This is a genomic window from Companilactobacillus keshanensis, assembly GCF_003946205.1.
GTDB classification, from domain to species: domain Bacteria; phylum Bacillota; class Bacilli; order Lactobacillales; family Lactobacillaceae; genus Companilactobacillus; species Companilactobacillus keshanensis.
The window spans coordinates 1-15,090 of the sequence record NZ_RHOS01000015.1; the positions used below are offsets into that span (position 1 = coordinate 1).

Annotated in this window: 10 protein-coding genes and 1 other annotated feature; of the genes, 8 read left to right on the forward strand and 2 right to left on the reverse strand. The window is 35.2% G+C overall.

Annotated elements, in window-relative coordinates; all coding sequences use genetic code 11:
- Window positions 1-82: 82 nt before the first annotated feature.
- Window positions 83-1,762, forward strand: coding sequence for a cation:proton antiporter (locus EKM64_RS08335; protein ID WP_263852835.1), 1,680 nt, complete (start codon window positions 83-85; stop codon window positions 1,760-1,762).
- Window positions 1,763-1,782: 20 nt separating this feature from the next.
- A complete protein-coding gene (locus EKM64_RS08340) occupies window positions 1,783-2,340 on the forward strand; it encodes a TetR/AcrR family transcriptional regulator (protein ID WP_125677540.1) in 558 nt (185 codons plus the stop codon).
- A gap of 277 nt (window positions 2,341-2,617) precedes the next feature.
- Here the strand turns inward: EKM64_RS08340 and brnQ are convergent, their stop codons facing one another.
- Window positions 2,618-4,009, reverse strand: a complete 1,392-nt coding sequence (brnQ, locus tag EKM64_RS08345; RefSeq protein ID WP_125677542.1) for a branched-chain amino acid transport system II carrier protein — start codon at window positions 4,007-4,009, stop codon at window positions 2,618-2,620.
- Between the two features lie 114 nt (window positions 4,010-4,123).
- Window positions 4,124-4,355 (reverse strand) — a binding site (T-box leader).
- 290 nt (window positions 4,356-4,645) lie between these two features.
- Between brnQ and EKM64_RS08350 the strand changes: the two genes are divergently transcribed.
- A complete protein-coding gene (locus EKM64_RS08350) occupies window positions 4,646-5,872 on the forward strand; it encodes an argininosuccinate synthase (RefSeq protein WP_125677544.1) in 1,227 nt (408 codons plus the stop codon).
- A complete protein-coding gene (gene argH, locus EKM64_RS08355) occupies window positions 5,872-7,257 on the forward strand; it encodes an argininosuccinate lyase (protein WP_125677546.1) in 1,386 nt (461 codons plus the stop codon). The genes EKM64_RS08350 and argH overlap by 1 nt, the downstream gene beginning before the upstream one ends.
- A gap of 86 nt (window positions 7,258-7,343) precedes the next feature.
- Here argH and EKM64_RS08360 read toward each other — a convergent pair whose 3' ends face one another.
- Window positions 7,344-8,372, reverse strand: a complete 1,029-nt coding sequence (locus EKM64_RS08360) for an NAD-dependent epimerase/dehydratase family protein (RefSeq protein ID WP_125677548.1) — start codon at window positions 8,370-8,372, stop codon at window positions 7,344-7,346.
- Window positions 8,373-8,461: 89 nt separating this feature from the next.
- Between EKM64_RS08360 and EKM64_RS08365 the strand changes: the two genes are divergently transcribed.
- The 4 genes from EKM64_RS08365 to EKM64_RS08380 all read left to right on the forward strand — a co-directional run bounded on the left by EKM64_RS08365 (window position 8,462) and on the right by EKM64_RS08380 (window position 15,053).
- Window positions 8,462-8,887, forward strand: coding sequence for a MerR family transcriptional regulator (locus tag EKM64_RS08365; protein ID WP_125677550.1), 426 nt, complete (start codon window positions 8,462-8,464; stop codon window positions 8,885-8,887).
- A gap of 121 nt (window positions 8,888-9,008) precedes the next feature.
- Complete coding sequence (locus EKM64_RS08370; RefSeq protein WP_191988525.1) at window positions 9,009-9,380, forward strand: cupredoxin domain-containing protein; 372 nt, start codon at window positions 9,009-9,011, stop codon at window positions 9,378-9,380.
- A gap of 15 nt (window positions 9,381-9,395) precedes the next feature.
- Window positions 9,396-11,321 carry a copper-translocating P-type ATPase gene (locus tag EKM64_RS08375; protein ID WP_125677554.1) on the forward strand — a complete coding sequence of 642 codons (1,926 nt, stop codon included), beginning with the start codon at window positions 9,396-9,398 and terminating at the stop codon, window positions 11,319-11,321.
- A 213-nt stretch (window positions 11,322-11,534) separates the two neighbouring features.
- Window positions 11,535-15,053, forward strand: a complete 3,519-nt coding sequence (locus tag EKM64_RS08380) for a BspA family leucine-rich repeat surface protein (protein WP_125677556.1) — start codon at window positions 11,535-11,537, stop codon at window positions 15,051-15,053.
- The last annotated feature ends 37 nt before the right edge of the window (window positions 15,054-15,090 follow it).

Below are 15,090 nucleotides of genomic sequence, written 5' to 3' on the forward strand. Positions count from 1 at the left end.
TTTTACTTTGTAAAAGAAAAATGAGTAATCAAGATTCCGTCGAATCTTGATTACTCATTAATGTTAGTCTGTTTCATTACCATTGGCATTGGCCTTAGGGGCTATCATCACTCCAACAGATGCGGTGGCAGTATCCTCAATTACCAGTAAAGTTTTAGTTCCAGAGGATGCAATGAATACACTAGAAAATGAATCGTTATTTAACGATGCTTCTGGTATCGTAGCTTTTAATTTAGCAATTGCCGCATTGGTAACTGGGAAATTTTCAGTTACTGATGGAATAAATAACTTCTTATACGTATTCATTGGTGGAATCCTTTTAGGATTAGTTTTGGGATACATTATTGTCGCTATCAGGATCATGTTGATCAATATGCGTGTTGATACGCCTTCTGTGATTGTTCCTTATACGTTATTAACACCATTTATTGTTTATTTATTGGCTGAAATGATCGGAGTATCAGGGATTTTGGCAGTTGTTGCCACAGGACTTATTCATGGGATGCAACAGGATCGTTTACGTTTGACGACTTCAAGATTGCAGATCGTCATGGGGACTACATGGTCGATCATAGCCAGTATATTGAACGGGATCGTTTTTGTATTATTAGGTGCATCACTTCCAGAGGTTATTATTCATTTAAATGAACGTGATACAGGTTCGATCGGCATTTTAGTAGGATTAGGAATCTTTTTGTATGTAATTATGACTGTGATGAGATTCTTGTGGACACAATTGGGCTTTGCTGAGATCAGAGCTTGGAGTTCGCGTGATAAGATTTTGAACAGTGCTATCATGGCATTAAGTGGTGTTCATGGTACCATTACTTTAGCAATGGCTTTCTCATTGCCACTTACATTGTCAGGGCACGCTTTTACCTATCGAAACGATATTATTTTCGTTGCTGCAGTGGTTATTCTGACTAGTTTGATCGTACCAACTTTGGTATTGCCGTTCTTATTACCTAAAAAAGTACCTAATATTACTGAGAATGAACTGTCAAAGGCTAAGTCCGAAATGGTTCGCAGCGCTGTTCAAATGATTCAAAGAGATTTTAATGATTCTCCTGAATGTGGTGAGGTCATTCGTACTCTAGAAGGACAGCGTACTTATGCAGGACGTTGGAATCTTGATCGTGAAAAACTCGATGAGATATTCCATAAAACCTTTGACATTGAACGATCAATATTAGATAAAATGTTAGCCGATGGCGAAGTAACTGATCAGGAATATGGCATGTATATGCGTGTCGCTGAGCATATGCTGGTTCATAATCAGAAGCGATATGGCAAGAAAGCTATTTTGATGCTTAAATTTGTTTTCGTGGCAAAATTATCATTGAGTAAAAAGGCGCGCAAACGTCGTGGTGATCTTAGAAAAATTAGACGTGATTATCGAAAACAAAACCATACGAGAGAACAAGCTATAATGCAGAATCGCCAGATGTGGGGCCGTATCAAAGAAATAGAAGTAGAACCGTATAAGGAAGTAAGTTCTTATTTAAGCCTGCAAATGACAGATGATAATGAAGTAGAAACTGGTATCGTTCGTCGTGCGTATGACCAAACACATCGTCGTTTATCCGGTACTAGAGATATGGAAAATTCTCAAAATGAGTTATTGATCCAGGCTTTTCAACATGAGCATAATTTTATTCAAGCACAAGTTGCTTCAAATAAGTACAGTCGTGAAGTTGGTAATGAACTGTATCAGCAAATTTCCACTGACCAATTGGTTTGTTTCCAAACCTTCACCGAATAGTAAAGAGGGCGGTGAAATTAATGGATGATAAGAAAAAGAAGTTATTCGATGCAGCGCATGTTTTATTTTTGGAACGGGGATTTAAAGATACCGGAATCTCAGATATTTCAGGATTGGCCGATGTGGCGGTAGGGTCATTTTATTTGTATTTCCAATCTAAAGAAGATGTCTTTTCCCAAGTTTATAATCGTGAAAATGAAGAGATCAAACGATTGATTTTGGAAAAGGTAAGTTTAGATGATGATCCCGTTAAATTAATTCATGAAGTAATCAATCGAATTTTTAAATTATCTACTAATAACGCAATCTTAAAAGACTGGTTTTTAAATCAAAAAAATATTTCTTCCCAAAACGAGATGGCCGTTCAGGATAGCTTGATTTATTCGATATTGAGTAAATTGATCGATCGCTGGGTTCTTCAAGATAAAATAAATTCTGATATGACTAAAGTTAGAATTATCGGATTATTTGATGCCTTGATAGTAATCAACTCTCATAAAAAAGAAATTGAGACTGAAGATTTTGATCAGGTTTTGGATGATATGATTACCGGAGTGTTGAGAGTTGTATTAAAATAGCTTTTGCGAGGATATTGGTCTGGAACGTCCCAAGTCACAGAATCGTAGATGCCATACAACGGCATTTTACTGCTAGCCAGCATCCTCACTCAGACTTGTTTGATTTCGAAAATAATAGTTAATAAAGAATTTAAAAGTTTATACATAAATGATTATCAAATAGGAGCTATATCACATTTCATTTTGCAATGTGATATAGCTCCTATTTTTGTGTAGATACATTTATAAATCCCTAATATTGAGTTGTAGGTTACATTACTCATAAACGAAAGCAAAATTAATATTTAGACTCTTGTGTAACTCGACTATTAACGAATACTCCCATTTTTCCTAGAAGTAAACCGACAAAGAAACCAAGTAACGTCGGTGTGATCCAACCAAGTCCTAGACTAGCAAATGGTACATATTGATGATAGACACCTATTAAATATTTTACAAAAGTTAAATTAGTGACAACTGCAGGTGATGAATTTAACATATCAAGTACTGCGGGTACAACTGTGAAAGCAATAGTCATTTTATAAACAACGCCAGCATATGGTTTGGCATGGACTGTCAATGAAACTAAGATCAAGGCAAGTGATAGTGGATAAAGTAACATTAATACTGGTAATGACCAAGTGATAATCGTATCTAGTCCAGCGTTAGCAACAACAAATGATACAAAACATGTAACACGTAACCAAGCTAAATAGCTGACTTTAGGGAATAGTTTATGAAAATCTTGTGCAAACGATGCAACAAGTCCCATAGCGGTTGTGAAGACACCTAGAGTAACTAATACACCAAGTAGTGCGGCACCAAAGTTGCCAAAGTATAAATTAACGATAGATGATAATGCGTCACCACCATTAGCTGATAACTTCATTTTATTTAAACTGAAAGCACCTAATAAAACTAAACCAAAATAGATTAAAACTTCGAGTACGATGCTTAAGGTACCAGCTTTGGCAGTAACTTTTGATAATTCCTTATCACGATAACCCAGACTTCGTACAGCATGAACAAAAGTTACACTTAAAGCTAATAAAGCAACAGCATCAACTGTGTTGTAGCCTTCTAACATCCCACTGACGGTAGCTGTAGTTTGGTAGGCTGTGGTAGGCATGTGATTCAATCCGCCCATGGGATTTAAGAATGCGACTAAGAATACAACTGCTAATAATACCAAGAAAATAGTATTTAAATATTTACCGACATATTTCAATAGACGGCTTTGATGCAGTGTTAATAGATAAGCAACTCCAAAGAATAACGCTGTGAAAACTAACATACTGAAACGGTCAAATTGTGCAGGTACAAATGGTTTGATTGCCATCTCGTAAGCAGTAGCGGCAGTACGTGGGGTTCCAAAAAATGGTCCAATGGTTAAATGAACTAGTACTAAAAATAGTGCAGCATAATGTCTTCCAACTGGTTTAGCTAAGTCATATAAGCCGTCACTTTTAGTAACGACAACAGCCAAGATAGCTAATAAGGGAAAAAGTGAACCTGAAACAGCAAAGCCAATTGCGGCAGAAAACCAATTGTTGCCGGCCATTTGTCCTAAGTGGACTGGAAAAATTAAATTACCTGATCCAAAAAACATTCCAAAAATAAGAGAACTAACTACCAATAATTGAAAGAACTTATTCTTTTTTGATTTCTTTTCTTCTAAATCGTTTTGCATAACAAACCCTCCTAATGTTATAAAGCCTAATCTGCGTAATGCCACTAATATCAGAATCCAAAACAACCACCTCTTTAAAATTTATAAGAAAAAAAGAGCCCTTCTCCAACTAAGGAAAAGGGCTCAAGTAGAACGGTACCACCTTTTTTGAGTAGTAAAAAAACTACTCACTTTAAATAACGGACAAACTTATCCGCTAGCCAGATATTGGTGGCAACCACGATGATCTACATTATCGACATCGAACTCAGAAATGATTTTCAAAATTCTCTTAACGGTCACTTCACACTAACCATGACTCACTGGGCGTAGTTGAGATTTCTACTTTTTTCTTCAACGTTTATTTTTGTTTATGGCTCATATTATATTCACAAGAAAATTAGATTTCAAGAGTTTTACTTAATTTATTTCTAATTTATTTTCTTGGAATCTCCTTGAAGATTTGCTTCTTCTACTTTATAATGATTTCAATTTCGTAAAATATCTAAAAAAATATTTTTTTAAAGTTGCTGATATCAAGGGATTCGGTAACGCTTGCAAAAAATGACTGCTCCAGAAGGTTGTAATCATCACAATTTAATGTTAGGGTGTTTTTACAAAATTAATTTTTTTCTAATCAACGGAGGGAACAATATTATGACAGAAACAAAGAAAGTAGTTTTAGCTTATTCAGGAGGTTTAGATACATCAGTTGCTATTCCTTGGCTTAAGAACAAAGGATACGATGTTATTGCTTGCTGTATTAATGTAGGAGAGGGTAAAGACCCCGAATTTATTAAGAATAAAGCGATTCAGGTGGGTGCGATTGATGCTTTCTCAATCGACGCCCTAGATGAATTTGCCGATGAATATGCTTTGGTAGCATTACAAGGACATACTCTATATGAAGGAACATATCCTTTGCTCTCCGCTCTATCCCGACCTCTGATTAGTAAAAAATTAGTAGAAATTGCACATCAAGAAGGTGCTGACACTATTGCTCACGGTTGTACCGGTAAGGGTAACGACCAAGTTCGTTTTGAACTAGCAATCCACGCCTTAGCTCCAGAACTAGATGTTCTTGGACCAGTTCGTGACTGGCATTGGTCACGTGAAGAAGAAATTGATTACGCTAAGAAAAATAATATTCCTATTCCTATAAATTTGGACTCACCATACTCAATTGACGCAAATATTTGGGGTCGTGCTAACGAATGTGGAGTTCTTGAGGATCCATGGGCAGAAGCTCCAGAAGATGCTTTTGGCATCACAACACCAATTGCTGAAACTCCAGATACACCAACAAGCATTCAAATCACCTTTGAAAAAGGTGTTCCAGTTGCCTTAGATGGTATAGAAATGAAATTTGCTGACATTATCAAAGAAATCAATAAAGTCGGTGGTGAAAACGGTGTCGGAAGAATCGATCATATTGAAAATAGATTAGTTGGTATCAAGTCTCGTGAAGTGTACGAAGCACCTGCAGCTATGATTTTGATCAAGGCTCATAAAGAACTTGAAGATTTAACTCTAGAACGTGACTTAGGTCATTTCAAACCAGTTATCGAAAAAGAATTGAGCGAGATCATCTACAACGGTCTTTGGTTCTCACCATTGATGAAAACACTCCTTGCATTCTTAGATGAGAGTCAAAAGTATGTCAACGGTGTTATCAAATTACAACTATTCAAAGGTAATATCTGGATCCAAGGACGTAAGTCAGAGAATTCACTATATGACCTTGATCTTGCTACATATACATCATCGGATTCATTTGACCAAAAAGCTGCTGAAGGATTCATCAAGTTATGGGGACTTCCAACAGAAGTAGCCGCACAAGTAGCTGCAAAAAATGCTGATAAGAATAAAGATGAGGTAAAATAATGGGTACTAAAAAACTCTGGGGTGGACGTTTCCAGGCTCAAGCTGAATCTTGGGTCGATGAATTTGGTGCTTCCATTGGATTCGATCAGCTAATGGCTGATGAGGATCTTGAGGGTTCTTTAGCACACGTTAAAATGCTTAAGAAAACGAAGATTTTAAACGAATCCGATAGTGATCAAATTATCGCTGGACTTGAAAACCTTCAAAAGGAATTGCATGAAGGAAAGCTTAACTTTACAGTTGAAAATGAAGATATTCATATGAATCTTGAAAGTATTTTGACTGATGAAATTGGACCAGTTGCTGGAAAACTTCACACCGGCCGATCACGTAATGATCAAGTTGCAACTGATTTTCACTTATACGTAAAGAACCGTTTACCTAAAATTATTGAAGAAATTCAAACAATTCAGGGTAGTTTAGTTGATTTAGCAGATAAAAATGTTGAAACAGTTATGCCTGGATATACACATTTACAACATGCCCAGCCAATTTCTTATGGCCACTATTTGATGGCCTATTATTCAATGTTTAAACGTGATGTGGAGCGTTTTGAATTCAATATGAAACATGCAGATATTTCACCATTGGGTGCTGCTGCTTTGGCAGGTACTACTTTTCCCATTGATCGTCAATTTACAGCTGATGAATTAGGATTTAGCAGTATTTATACTAATTCCTTAGATGCTGTATCTGACCGTGATTTTGCTCTGGAATTTTTAAGTAATGCTTCGATCTTGATGATGCATTTGTCACGCTTTTGTGAAGAGATCAGTATGTGGGTCAGTTATGAATTTAAATATCTTGAGTTGAGTGATCAGTATACAACTGGAAGTTCAATCATGCCTCAGAAGAAAAATCCTGATATGGCCGAACTTATCCGTGGTAAGAGTGGGCGTGTATATGGTCATCTTTTAGGATTGCTTTCAACAATGAAATCATTGCCACTCGCATATAATAAAGATCTACAAGAAGACAAAGAAGGTACTTTTGATACTGTCAAAACTCTTTTGCCGGCCTTGAAAGTCTTTAATGGAATGATATCTACTATGAAGGTCAATAAAGATAAAATGTATCATGCAACTATTAATGATTTTTCTAACGCAACAGAATTGGCCGATTATTTAGCTACCAAGGGTATCCCTTTTAGAGAAGCTCATGGAATAGTTGGCCAATTGGTTCTTAAAGGTCTTGAAGAGCATCGAAACTTGCAAGACATTACGATGGATGAATTCAAGAAAATTTCTCCATTGATCGAAGAAGATGTCTATCCGGTCCTGCAGCCGGAAATTGCTGTAGCAAGAAGAAATTCATATGGCGGAACAGGTTTTGAACAAGTAAAGAAACAAATTCAACAGGCCAAACTAGAGTTGGCAGAAAAATAAAAGAGAGTTGACAAAATGTGTTCAACTTTCGGGCACTAAGACAAATAGACACCGTAATCCGGTTTTGGATTACAGTGCCTATTTTTTTAAATTAATTTATTATTCACAAGTGTATTAACTGAATCTAAAATAATTTCTTCATTGTCTGAAATCGGTGACCAATTCAAAACCTTTTTGGCTTTTTCGTTACTTATATTGCGATTAGTTTCCAGTAATAATTTTCCTTCTTTAGCAGTTTGATTAAAGTGTGATCCAAGTTTTACTACCCAGTCTGGAAGAATTTTCAATGATATCTTTTCAGCCAATTCAGGACGATTTTTAGCGACTAGAGAGGCAATTTCAGGTAATGAAATTTTTCCGTCATCCGATGCGATGAAACGCTGCTTATTTGCTTTTGGTTCAGTCATTGCTCGAATGTGTAATTCTGCAACGTCACGAACGTCCACCACATTTAAATAAATATTTGGCACTCGTTTCATACTGCCATCGATAACATTTTTAATAATATCGAAACTACCTGATACGTGTGAATCTAATGATGGTCCTAACATGGCAACAGGATTAATAGTAGTAAATTCAAGTTTGTTTTCTGGTGAATTGATTATTTTCCAGGCACTTTGTTCGGCAATTAACTTTGACTTTTCATATAGTGATATACCAGACTGGTCAATCTTGGTCCAATCGGTTTCAGTCGTTGGAATAGATGAGGGCTTGCGACTGAAACCGATAGCTCCAAAGTTACCAGTCATAACAACACGTTTTACATTCATTTTCTGTGCCATTTTTATAATTCTAGTTATACCTGTGACGGCTGGTCTAATCGCATCAATTTCATTTTTAGGAATATCAAAAAATACTGGGGATGCGACACTCAACACATAGTCTACCCCCGTCATGGCCTTATCCCAGCCGTCATCACTTGCTAAATCCGCTTCGTAAAACTTAAGTTTATCAAAATTTGAAATTCCATTCTGTTTCAATGTATTTATGACATGTTCCTTTTTCTTGAGAGATCTAACCGTTGTCCTGACTTGATAATTGTTTTTCATTAGTTTTAGAAGAATATGCATCCCTAAAAAACCGGTACCACCCGTAACCAAAACAGTTTTTGTCATTTTATTTCCTCCATTGCTTAATTCATTTTTAATCATTATTATGATAATAAACCCTAAACTATGGTTTAGTGCAAACGCTAGGAGAGAAAATGTTAAAAACATATTCAATTAAAGAAGTAGCCCAAAAATTCGATCTTTCTATTTCTACAATCAGATATTATGACAAAAGAGGATTGTTGCCTTTTGTTGCTAAGAATAAATCCGGATATCGCGTGTTTACTGAGACGGATTTGAATTTGATCAAAACAGTAGTATGTTTAAAAAATACTGGCATGGCAATCAAGAATATTCAAAAATATATTCAATTGGTAATGCAAGGGCCAGATTCGATTGAACAACGTAAACAACTGTTAGAATTACACAAACAACAAGTTATTCAAAAGCAAAAACTGTTGTCTGAAAATCTCCAAGAGATTAATTTCAAAATAAATAAATATAATTCCAAAAATGCCAAAGAGGTGATAAAAACAGAATTAGCATATGTCTTGGCAGAAAAAAAAGAATTAAAATTATAAATAAACTAAAATTAGTTGTAGATACTGATAAATCATGATTATTTTTGTTGACATCTGTAAACACAAAGAATAATATGTATTTAAGGATTACAAATGTAAACGAAGAAATGAGGAAAGTATTATGACAAAATTATTAGTTTTAATTGTTGGTTTAGCAATTATCGGATTTATAGTTTGGTGGTTTTTCGGAAAGCATGAAGTTGCTGAGGTATCAGCTGAAGTTTCTAATAACAATCAAAGTATTGATGTTGAGGTGAACGGTGGGTATTCGCCTGAAACAGTTGTCTTAAAAAAGGGTGTACCGGCTACACTTAATTTCACTAGAAAAGATAAATCCAGTTGTTTAGATCGTGTGGTTTTCTCTGATTTTGGTATTAATAAAGCTTTACCAATAAATGAAGAAGAAAAAATTGAGATCGATACAAGTAAGGCTGGAGAATATCAATGGGCCTGTGGGATGGACATGTTTCATGGCAAATTGATCATCAAATAGTGGGGGGATCATAAAATGTCAATTACAAAACGTTTTTGGATATCATTAATATTTTCACTGCCAATGTTGGCTAATATGATTTTGATGCCATTTGGTTGGATGTTACCAGGCGGAAATTGGACACAATTAATTCTAACGACTGTTATCATGATTATTTCTGCTAGACCATTTTGGCAGAGTGCCTGGGCTTCATTTACGAAGCATCATTCCAATATGGATACCCTCGTTGCTATAGGTACTGTTACAGCATATGTATACAGTATTTATGCTATGGCTACCAGTCAGGCCGTCTTTTTTGAAAGTGCAGCCTTTGTAACCACTTTTGTTCTGTTGGGACAGGTTTTTGAGGAAAAAATGAGAAATAATGCCTCAAATGCTGTTGAAAAATTAGTTGATCTTCAGGCTAAAGATGCTGAAGTTATGCGTGATGGGAAGCTTGTTAATATTCCTTTATCAGAAGTTATCGTTGGAGATATTGTCAGAGTAAAACCTGGTCAAAAAGTTGCTGTTGACGGTGTAATTACAGAGGGAACATCAACTATTGATGAATCAATGGTTACGGGTGAAAGCATGCCAGTTTCTAAAAAATCTGGAGATAAGGTTATTGGTTCAACAATCAATAGTAACGGAACTTTTATGTTTAGAGCTGAAAAAGTCGGTGATGACACGATGCTTTCGCAGATCGTTGAACTTGTAAAGAAGGCTCAAAATAGTCATGCTCCAATTCAAAATCTAACCGATAAGGTTTCAGATATTTTCGTTCCAACAGTTTTGATCATAGCCATCTTTACGTTTATTTTTTGGTACGTTTTCTTAGGTGCAAGTGTTGCTAGTTCATTAATCTTTGCTGTAGCTGTAGTTGTTATTGCTTGCCCATGTGCTTTAGGATTGGCTACTCCAACTGCTTTAATGGTTGGAACTGGTCGTTCTGCCAAGATGGGTATTTTGATCAAGAACGGTGAAGTACTCGAAGCGGTTAATGATGTTAAGACAGTTGTCTTTGATAAAACAGGTACAATCACAGTTGGTAAACCTGAAGTTACTGATGTTGTTGGTGATAAAAGAACTGTTCTTAGTGTTGCTACAGGATTGGAACAATCTTCAGAACATCCCTTGGCTTCAGCCATTGTGAAGAGAGCCGAAAATGAAGCAATTTCTATTCCTAAGGTTAGCCAATTCAAGGCCATCGAGGGTAAAGGAGTTTCAGCATTAATAAATGATAAAAAGTCATTTGTTGGTAATGATAAGTTACTTGAGGATGTTCAAATTGACGCGAAGTTAAAACAACAAGTAATTGATCTACAAGAAGAGGCTAAGACAGTCGTGTTTGTTGGAGTTGAGAATAAGGTCATTGGTTTAATTGCTATCCAAGATGCGCCTAAGGAAACTTCTAAGGAAGCTATTGAAGATCTTAAGGCACGTGGATTGAAGACCGTTATGTTAACTGGTGATAATCAGCGTGTAGCTGAGGCAATTGCATCACAAGTTGGTATTGACTCGGTTATTGCTGACGTATTGCCAAGTGATAAAGCAGACCATGTTAAGGCTTTACAACAAGATGGAAAAGTTGCCTTTGTCGGTGATGGTATCAATGATGCTCCGGCATTAACGGTTGCTGATGTTGGAATAGCAATGGGGTCAGGTACCGATATTGCAATTGAATCTGGAGGAATCGTATTAGTTAAAAACGATTTAAGAGATGTCGATCGCGCGTTAGCCCTGAGCAAGAAAACATTTAATCGGATCAAGTTGAATTTATTTTGGGCTTTTGTTTATAATATTTTGGGTATTCCAGTCGCTGCAGGTATTTTTTACGGTATTGGTCTAACTCTAAGTCCAGAATTAGCTGGTTTAGCAATGGCATTCAGTTCATTGTCCGTTGTAACTAGTTCAATGCTCTTAAATAAAGCTAAAATTACTAGTAAAGCTAAATTTGCATGATTTTAAAGAAAAATACGATATCTATATACAAGTTGTAAATGTATATAGATATCGTATTTTTTGTGTTAAATGAAATTAAAGATGTTAATCTAAATCATAGTTACATAAATGTTTAATCAGATAATTTATTAAATAAAAAGGAAATTTTTATTTATATTGAATAATTTACTCAAGCTGAACTATTATAGAAACTAAGAGGGGATAGTGGATGACATGAGATTTCAACAATTAAAACGTAACTCAAATGCTGTTTTAAGGAAAAAATTGTATAAATCGGGTAAAAATTGGGTAATTAAATCCAGTTTGGGCTTTGCCGGAGGATTAATACTCTTCGGGGCAACTCAAGTCGTTAGTGTATCGGCTGATACCACTTCTGACCAACAGATAACAACTCAAAATGCAGATACCAGTGGTGATACTTCACAGACAGGGAAAGTTGATACTACTTCTGATACGAATAATAATCAGCAGATCACAGGCAAAGATTCAAATAACGGTATGATAAATAATAATCAGTCGAATAGTACTACTGGGATTAATAATCAATCAAACAATAACGTTCCACAGCCCGTTGTACAATATAATGCACAACCGGGGACTCCTGTTGCACATAGCGCGCAAGCTCCAGTTTCAGCACCAGTTCAACAGTCTACTAGTCAATTACAACAGTCCACCAGTGCAGCTACAGATCCATCCACCATACCAGTAGATGCACAACAATTAGGAACTAGTTATTTCTATACTGACGACAATAAGGTTATGCATATTACTGCTGGTGAATTTACACAAGATGAATACGATGCACTTGAAGCAAAACAACTTGCAGTGAATTCAAATGGGTCAACGATTTTTAAAGATCCAGGTAGTGGAAGGGCGTTTAATACAATTTCCTTTGACGGAAAAGTTATAGCACACGGTAGCATTAACCATTTCTTCCAAGGCTCACAGGCTACATCAATTGAGAATATTGAAAATTTTGATACATCAGATGTGACCGACTTCAGTAATTTTTTGAATGGTAGTCAAATTCAGTCTTTTGATCTTGATAAATTGGATACTAGTAAAGCTATATATATGAACAATATGTTTTCAAACTGTAATAATTTGACATCTTTAAATACGAAAAATAGTGATGGTACAATATTTGATACGTCAAATGTTACAGATTTTTCGTCTATGTTTTATGGTGATCCTAAATTAAGTTCTTTAGATGTCTCTGGACTAAATACGCAAAATGGTGTTAATTTTTCAGCGATGTTTGGAAATGATTCAACTCTAAAAAAATTGGACGTATCTAGTTTTGACACGAGAAAAGCTACTACTATGCAGCTTATGTTTGGATGGCTTAATAACAGCAATAACGGTCTTGCAGATATCATTGGCCTAGAAAATTTTGATACATCAAATGTTACTGATATGAGCTACATGTTTAGCGGTGATGATTTTAATACTGAGGGATTAAAATCATTTAATACTTCAAAAGTACAAAATATGAGTAATATGTTTCTTAGATCAAATTTAAAAGGGAAACTTGATTTATCAAACTTTGTAGGTGACAGTCTAACTTCGATGCAATCTATGTTTATGAATGCGTCCGGACTAACTGAAATCGATCTAAGCAACTTAAACACTCCCAAATTAATAGATGTTCATACAATAAATCCTAATGGAAGTTTTTCTGATACTAATGCACTTATAAGATCATTTAATGGCTGTAAAAATCTAGTAAAGGTTGATCTTTCAAAATTTAATAGTAATAACGTTAAAGATTATTCTTCTCTTTTTAACAATTGTCCTAAGTTAACAACCATCATTTGGCCAAATGAATCAACCGATTCAGCTACTATATTTAATAGTATGTTCAGTAACGATTCTAGTTTAACTTCAGATAGTTTGAAGTTTTTGGATCAATTTAATGTATCTAAAGTGACCGATTTTAATTCTATGTTTTCTGGTTGTAGTGGTATAACAACCCTTGATTCCATAAAGTCATGGAATCCTACTTCAGCTTCAATTTTGACAGAGATGTTTGAGAATGATGCATCACTAACTTCGTTAGATTTATCTAATTGGAATGTTAACAGCGCCATTAACTTTAGTGATATGCTTTCGAGATGTTCCTCATTAGTTAGCCTGAAGTTACCAGTATTTAACGAACCAAAAAATTCTTCTATAAATATGGAAGAAATGATTGCTTATGATGATAAATTAGGCACATTGGACTTTTCGAAATTTAATATTCCAAGTAGTGCAAATAAATATAAAATGCTTTATGGAACTAATCATTTGGTTAAATTAGTTCTCAATAAGGGAAATAATCTAGACAATACTAGACTAGGGCTTTCTGATGAGTATTTTGGATGGAATAACGTTGGTACAGGTACTGATGATAATCCTCAAAGTAATTTAGGCATTCATAATGGAACCGATATGATGACAACCTATAGTAATAATAATGGACCTTCTGACACTTGGGTTGTCGAGGAACGTAAACTTATTAATTATCAGGTTAAGTACGTTGATTACGATACAGGCAAAGATATTGATACATCATATGATTTGAGCAGTCAGATAGGTGAGGGACTGCCTTTGAATATTGAAACTCTGGGTGAACGTGGCATATCGGTAATAGGATACGATTCAGGCACTTATTATTACGGAGACGATGATACAGAATACTCTTATAATAATGATTTGTCGGTTACAGTTCCAATGTATGGTACACCTGAAGCTAATAATCTTGTGTATACAGTAAAGGTTAAAAAATCAAATATTACGATTAAAATTAGTGATGTTGCAAACCCAATAATTTTACCAGTAGGAGATCCTACTCCAATTTCGGCCAATAAAGATTTCGAAAGTTTGAATAGTACAAAACAGTTGGATCCTGACAAAACAATGATCGATCTTAGTTTGGATGAATTAAATGGTTCTGAAACTGAGATATTTAAAGCGATTAATGGTGAGGATTTCTCTGGACCGTTTCCAGCTACAGTAAAAGACTTGGTTACTCAAATTCTTTTAGTTGATAACGTATTGGCAAATGGATTAGTGGTGTATCCAGATTCAATAACCATTGATCCCGTATACATCACTAACTCTGATCCAAATAATGGCAATAATTCTGGTGGAACTACAAACGACCGGGTTGTTACAACCATCAATCAAACGAGTGCTACTTTTGCTGACAGGCCAGTGGTTCAATTATATGATTTTGATGGAAAAGCCATTGAAGGTAGGACACTTGGAATTAATACTGATTGGGAAAATGATCAGAAAATGACCTTAGATGGTCAGACTTATTATCGAGTATCAACAGACGAGTGGGTCAAAGATAGCGATGTATACATTTATGTTGGGTATTTATCAAAAGTAAGGACTTATAAAGAAAATAGGGTTCAATTGAAAAATGCTCATTTGGATGATGCTAGAGTGCTTGATCCATCAACTGATTGGAAAACGGATCGCTATGCGATTTTGAATGGTCAAAAATATTATCGCATTTCGACCAATGAATTTGTGTCAGCAGATGGGGTTTATGAATATCAAGACTCTGACAAAGTTATTCATTCAAAGCGTGCCACTCCGATTTATGATGAACGTGATAATAACGTTACACGTAAGTTGAAGTCTAATATGGATTACAAGACTGATAAAAAAGTCAAAATGAATAAAGAAACATATTATCGAGTATCAACCAATGAATTTGTTAAAGAGTCAGATGTTAATTAGATTTTGACGACTCCATTTTTATAATAGTAACTATTAA

Bases quoted from the DNA above. Each gene is read 5' to 3' on its own strand.
- EKM64_RS08370 (WP_191988525.1), top strand. From the start codon at position 9,009: ATGACAAAATTATTAGTTTTAATTGTTGGTTTAGCAATTATCGGATTT.
- EKM64_RS08365 (WP_125677550.1), top strand. From the start codon at position 8,462: ATGTTAAAAACATATTCAATTAAAGAAGTAGCCCAAAAATTCGATCTT.
- EKM64_RS08350 (WP_125677544.1), top strand. From the start codon at position 4,646: ATGACAGAAACAAAGAAAGTAGTTTTAGCTTATTCAGGAGGTTTAGAT.
- EKM64_RS08375 (WP_125677554.1), top strand. From the start codon at position 9,396: ATGTCAATTACAAAACGTTTTTGGATATCATTAATATTTTCACTGCCA.
- brnQ (WP_125677542.1), bottom strand. From the start codon at position 4,009: ATGCAAAACGATTTAGAAGAAAAGAAATCAAAAAAGAATAAGTTCTTT.
- EKM64_RS08380 (WP_125677556.1), top strand. From the start codon at position 11,535: ATGAGATTTCAACAATTAAAACGTAACTCAAATGCTGTTTTAAGGAAA.
- argH (WP_125677546.1), top strand. From the start codon at position 5,872: ATGGGTACTAAAAAACTCTGGGGTGGACGTTTCCAGGCTCAAGCTGAA.
- EKM64_RS08340 (WP_125677540.1), top strand. From the start codon at position 1,783: ATGGATGATAAGAAAAAGAAGTTATTCGATGCAGCGCATGTTTTATTT.
- EKM64_RS08360 (WP_125677548.1), bottom strand. From the start codon at position 8,372: ATGACAAAAACTGTTTTGGTTACGGGTGGTACCGGTTTTTTAGGGATG.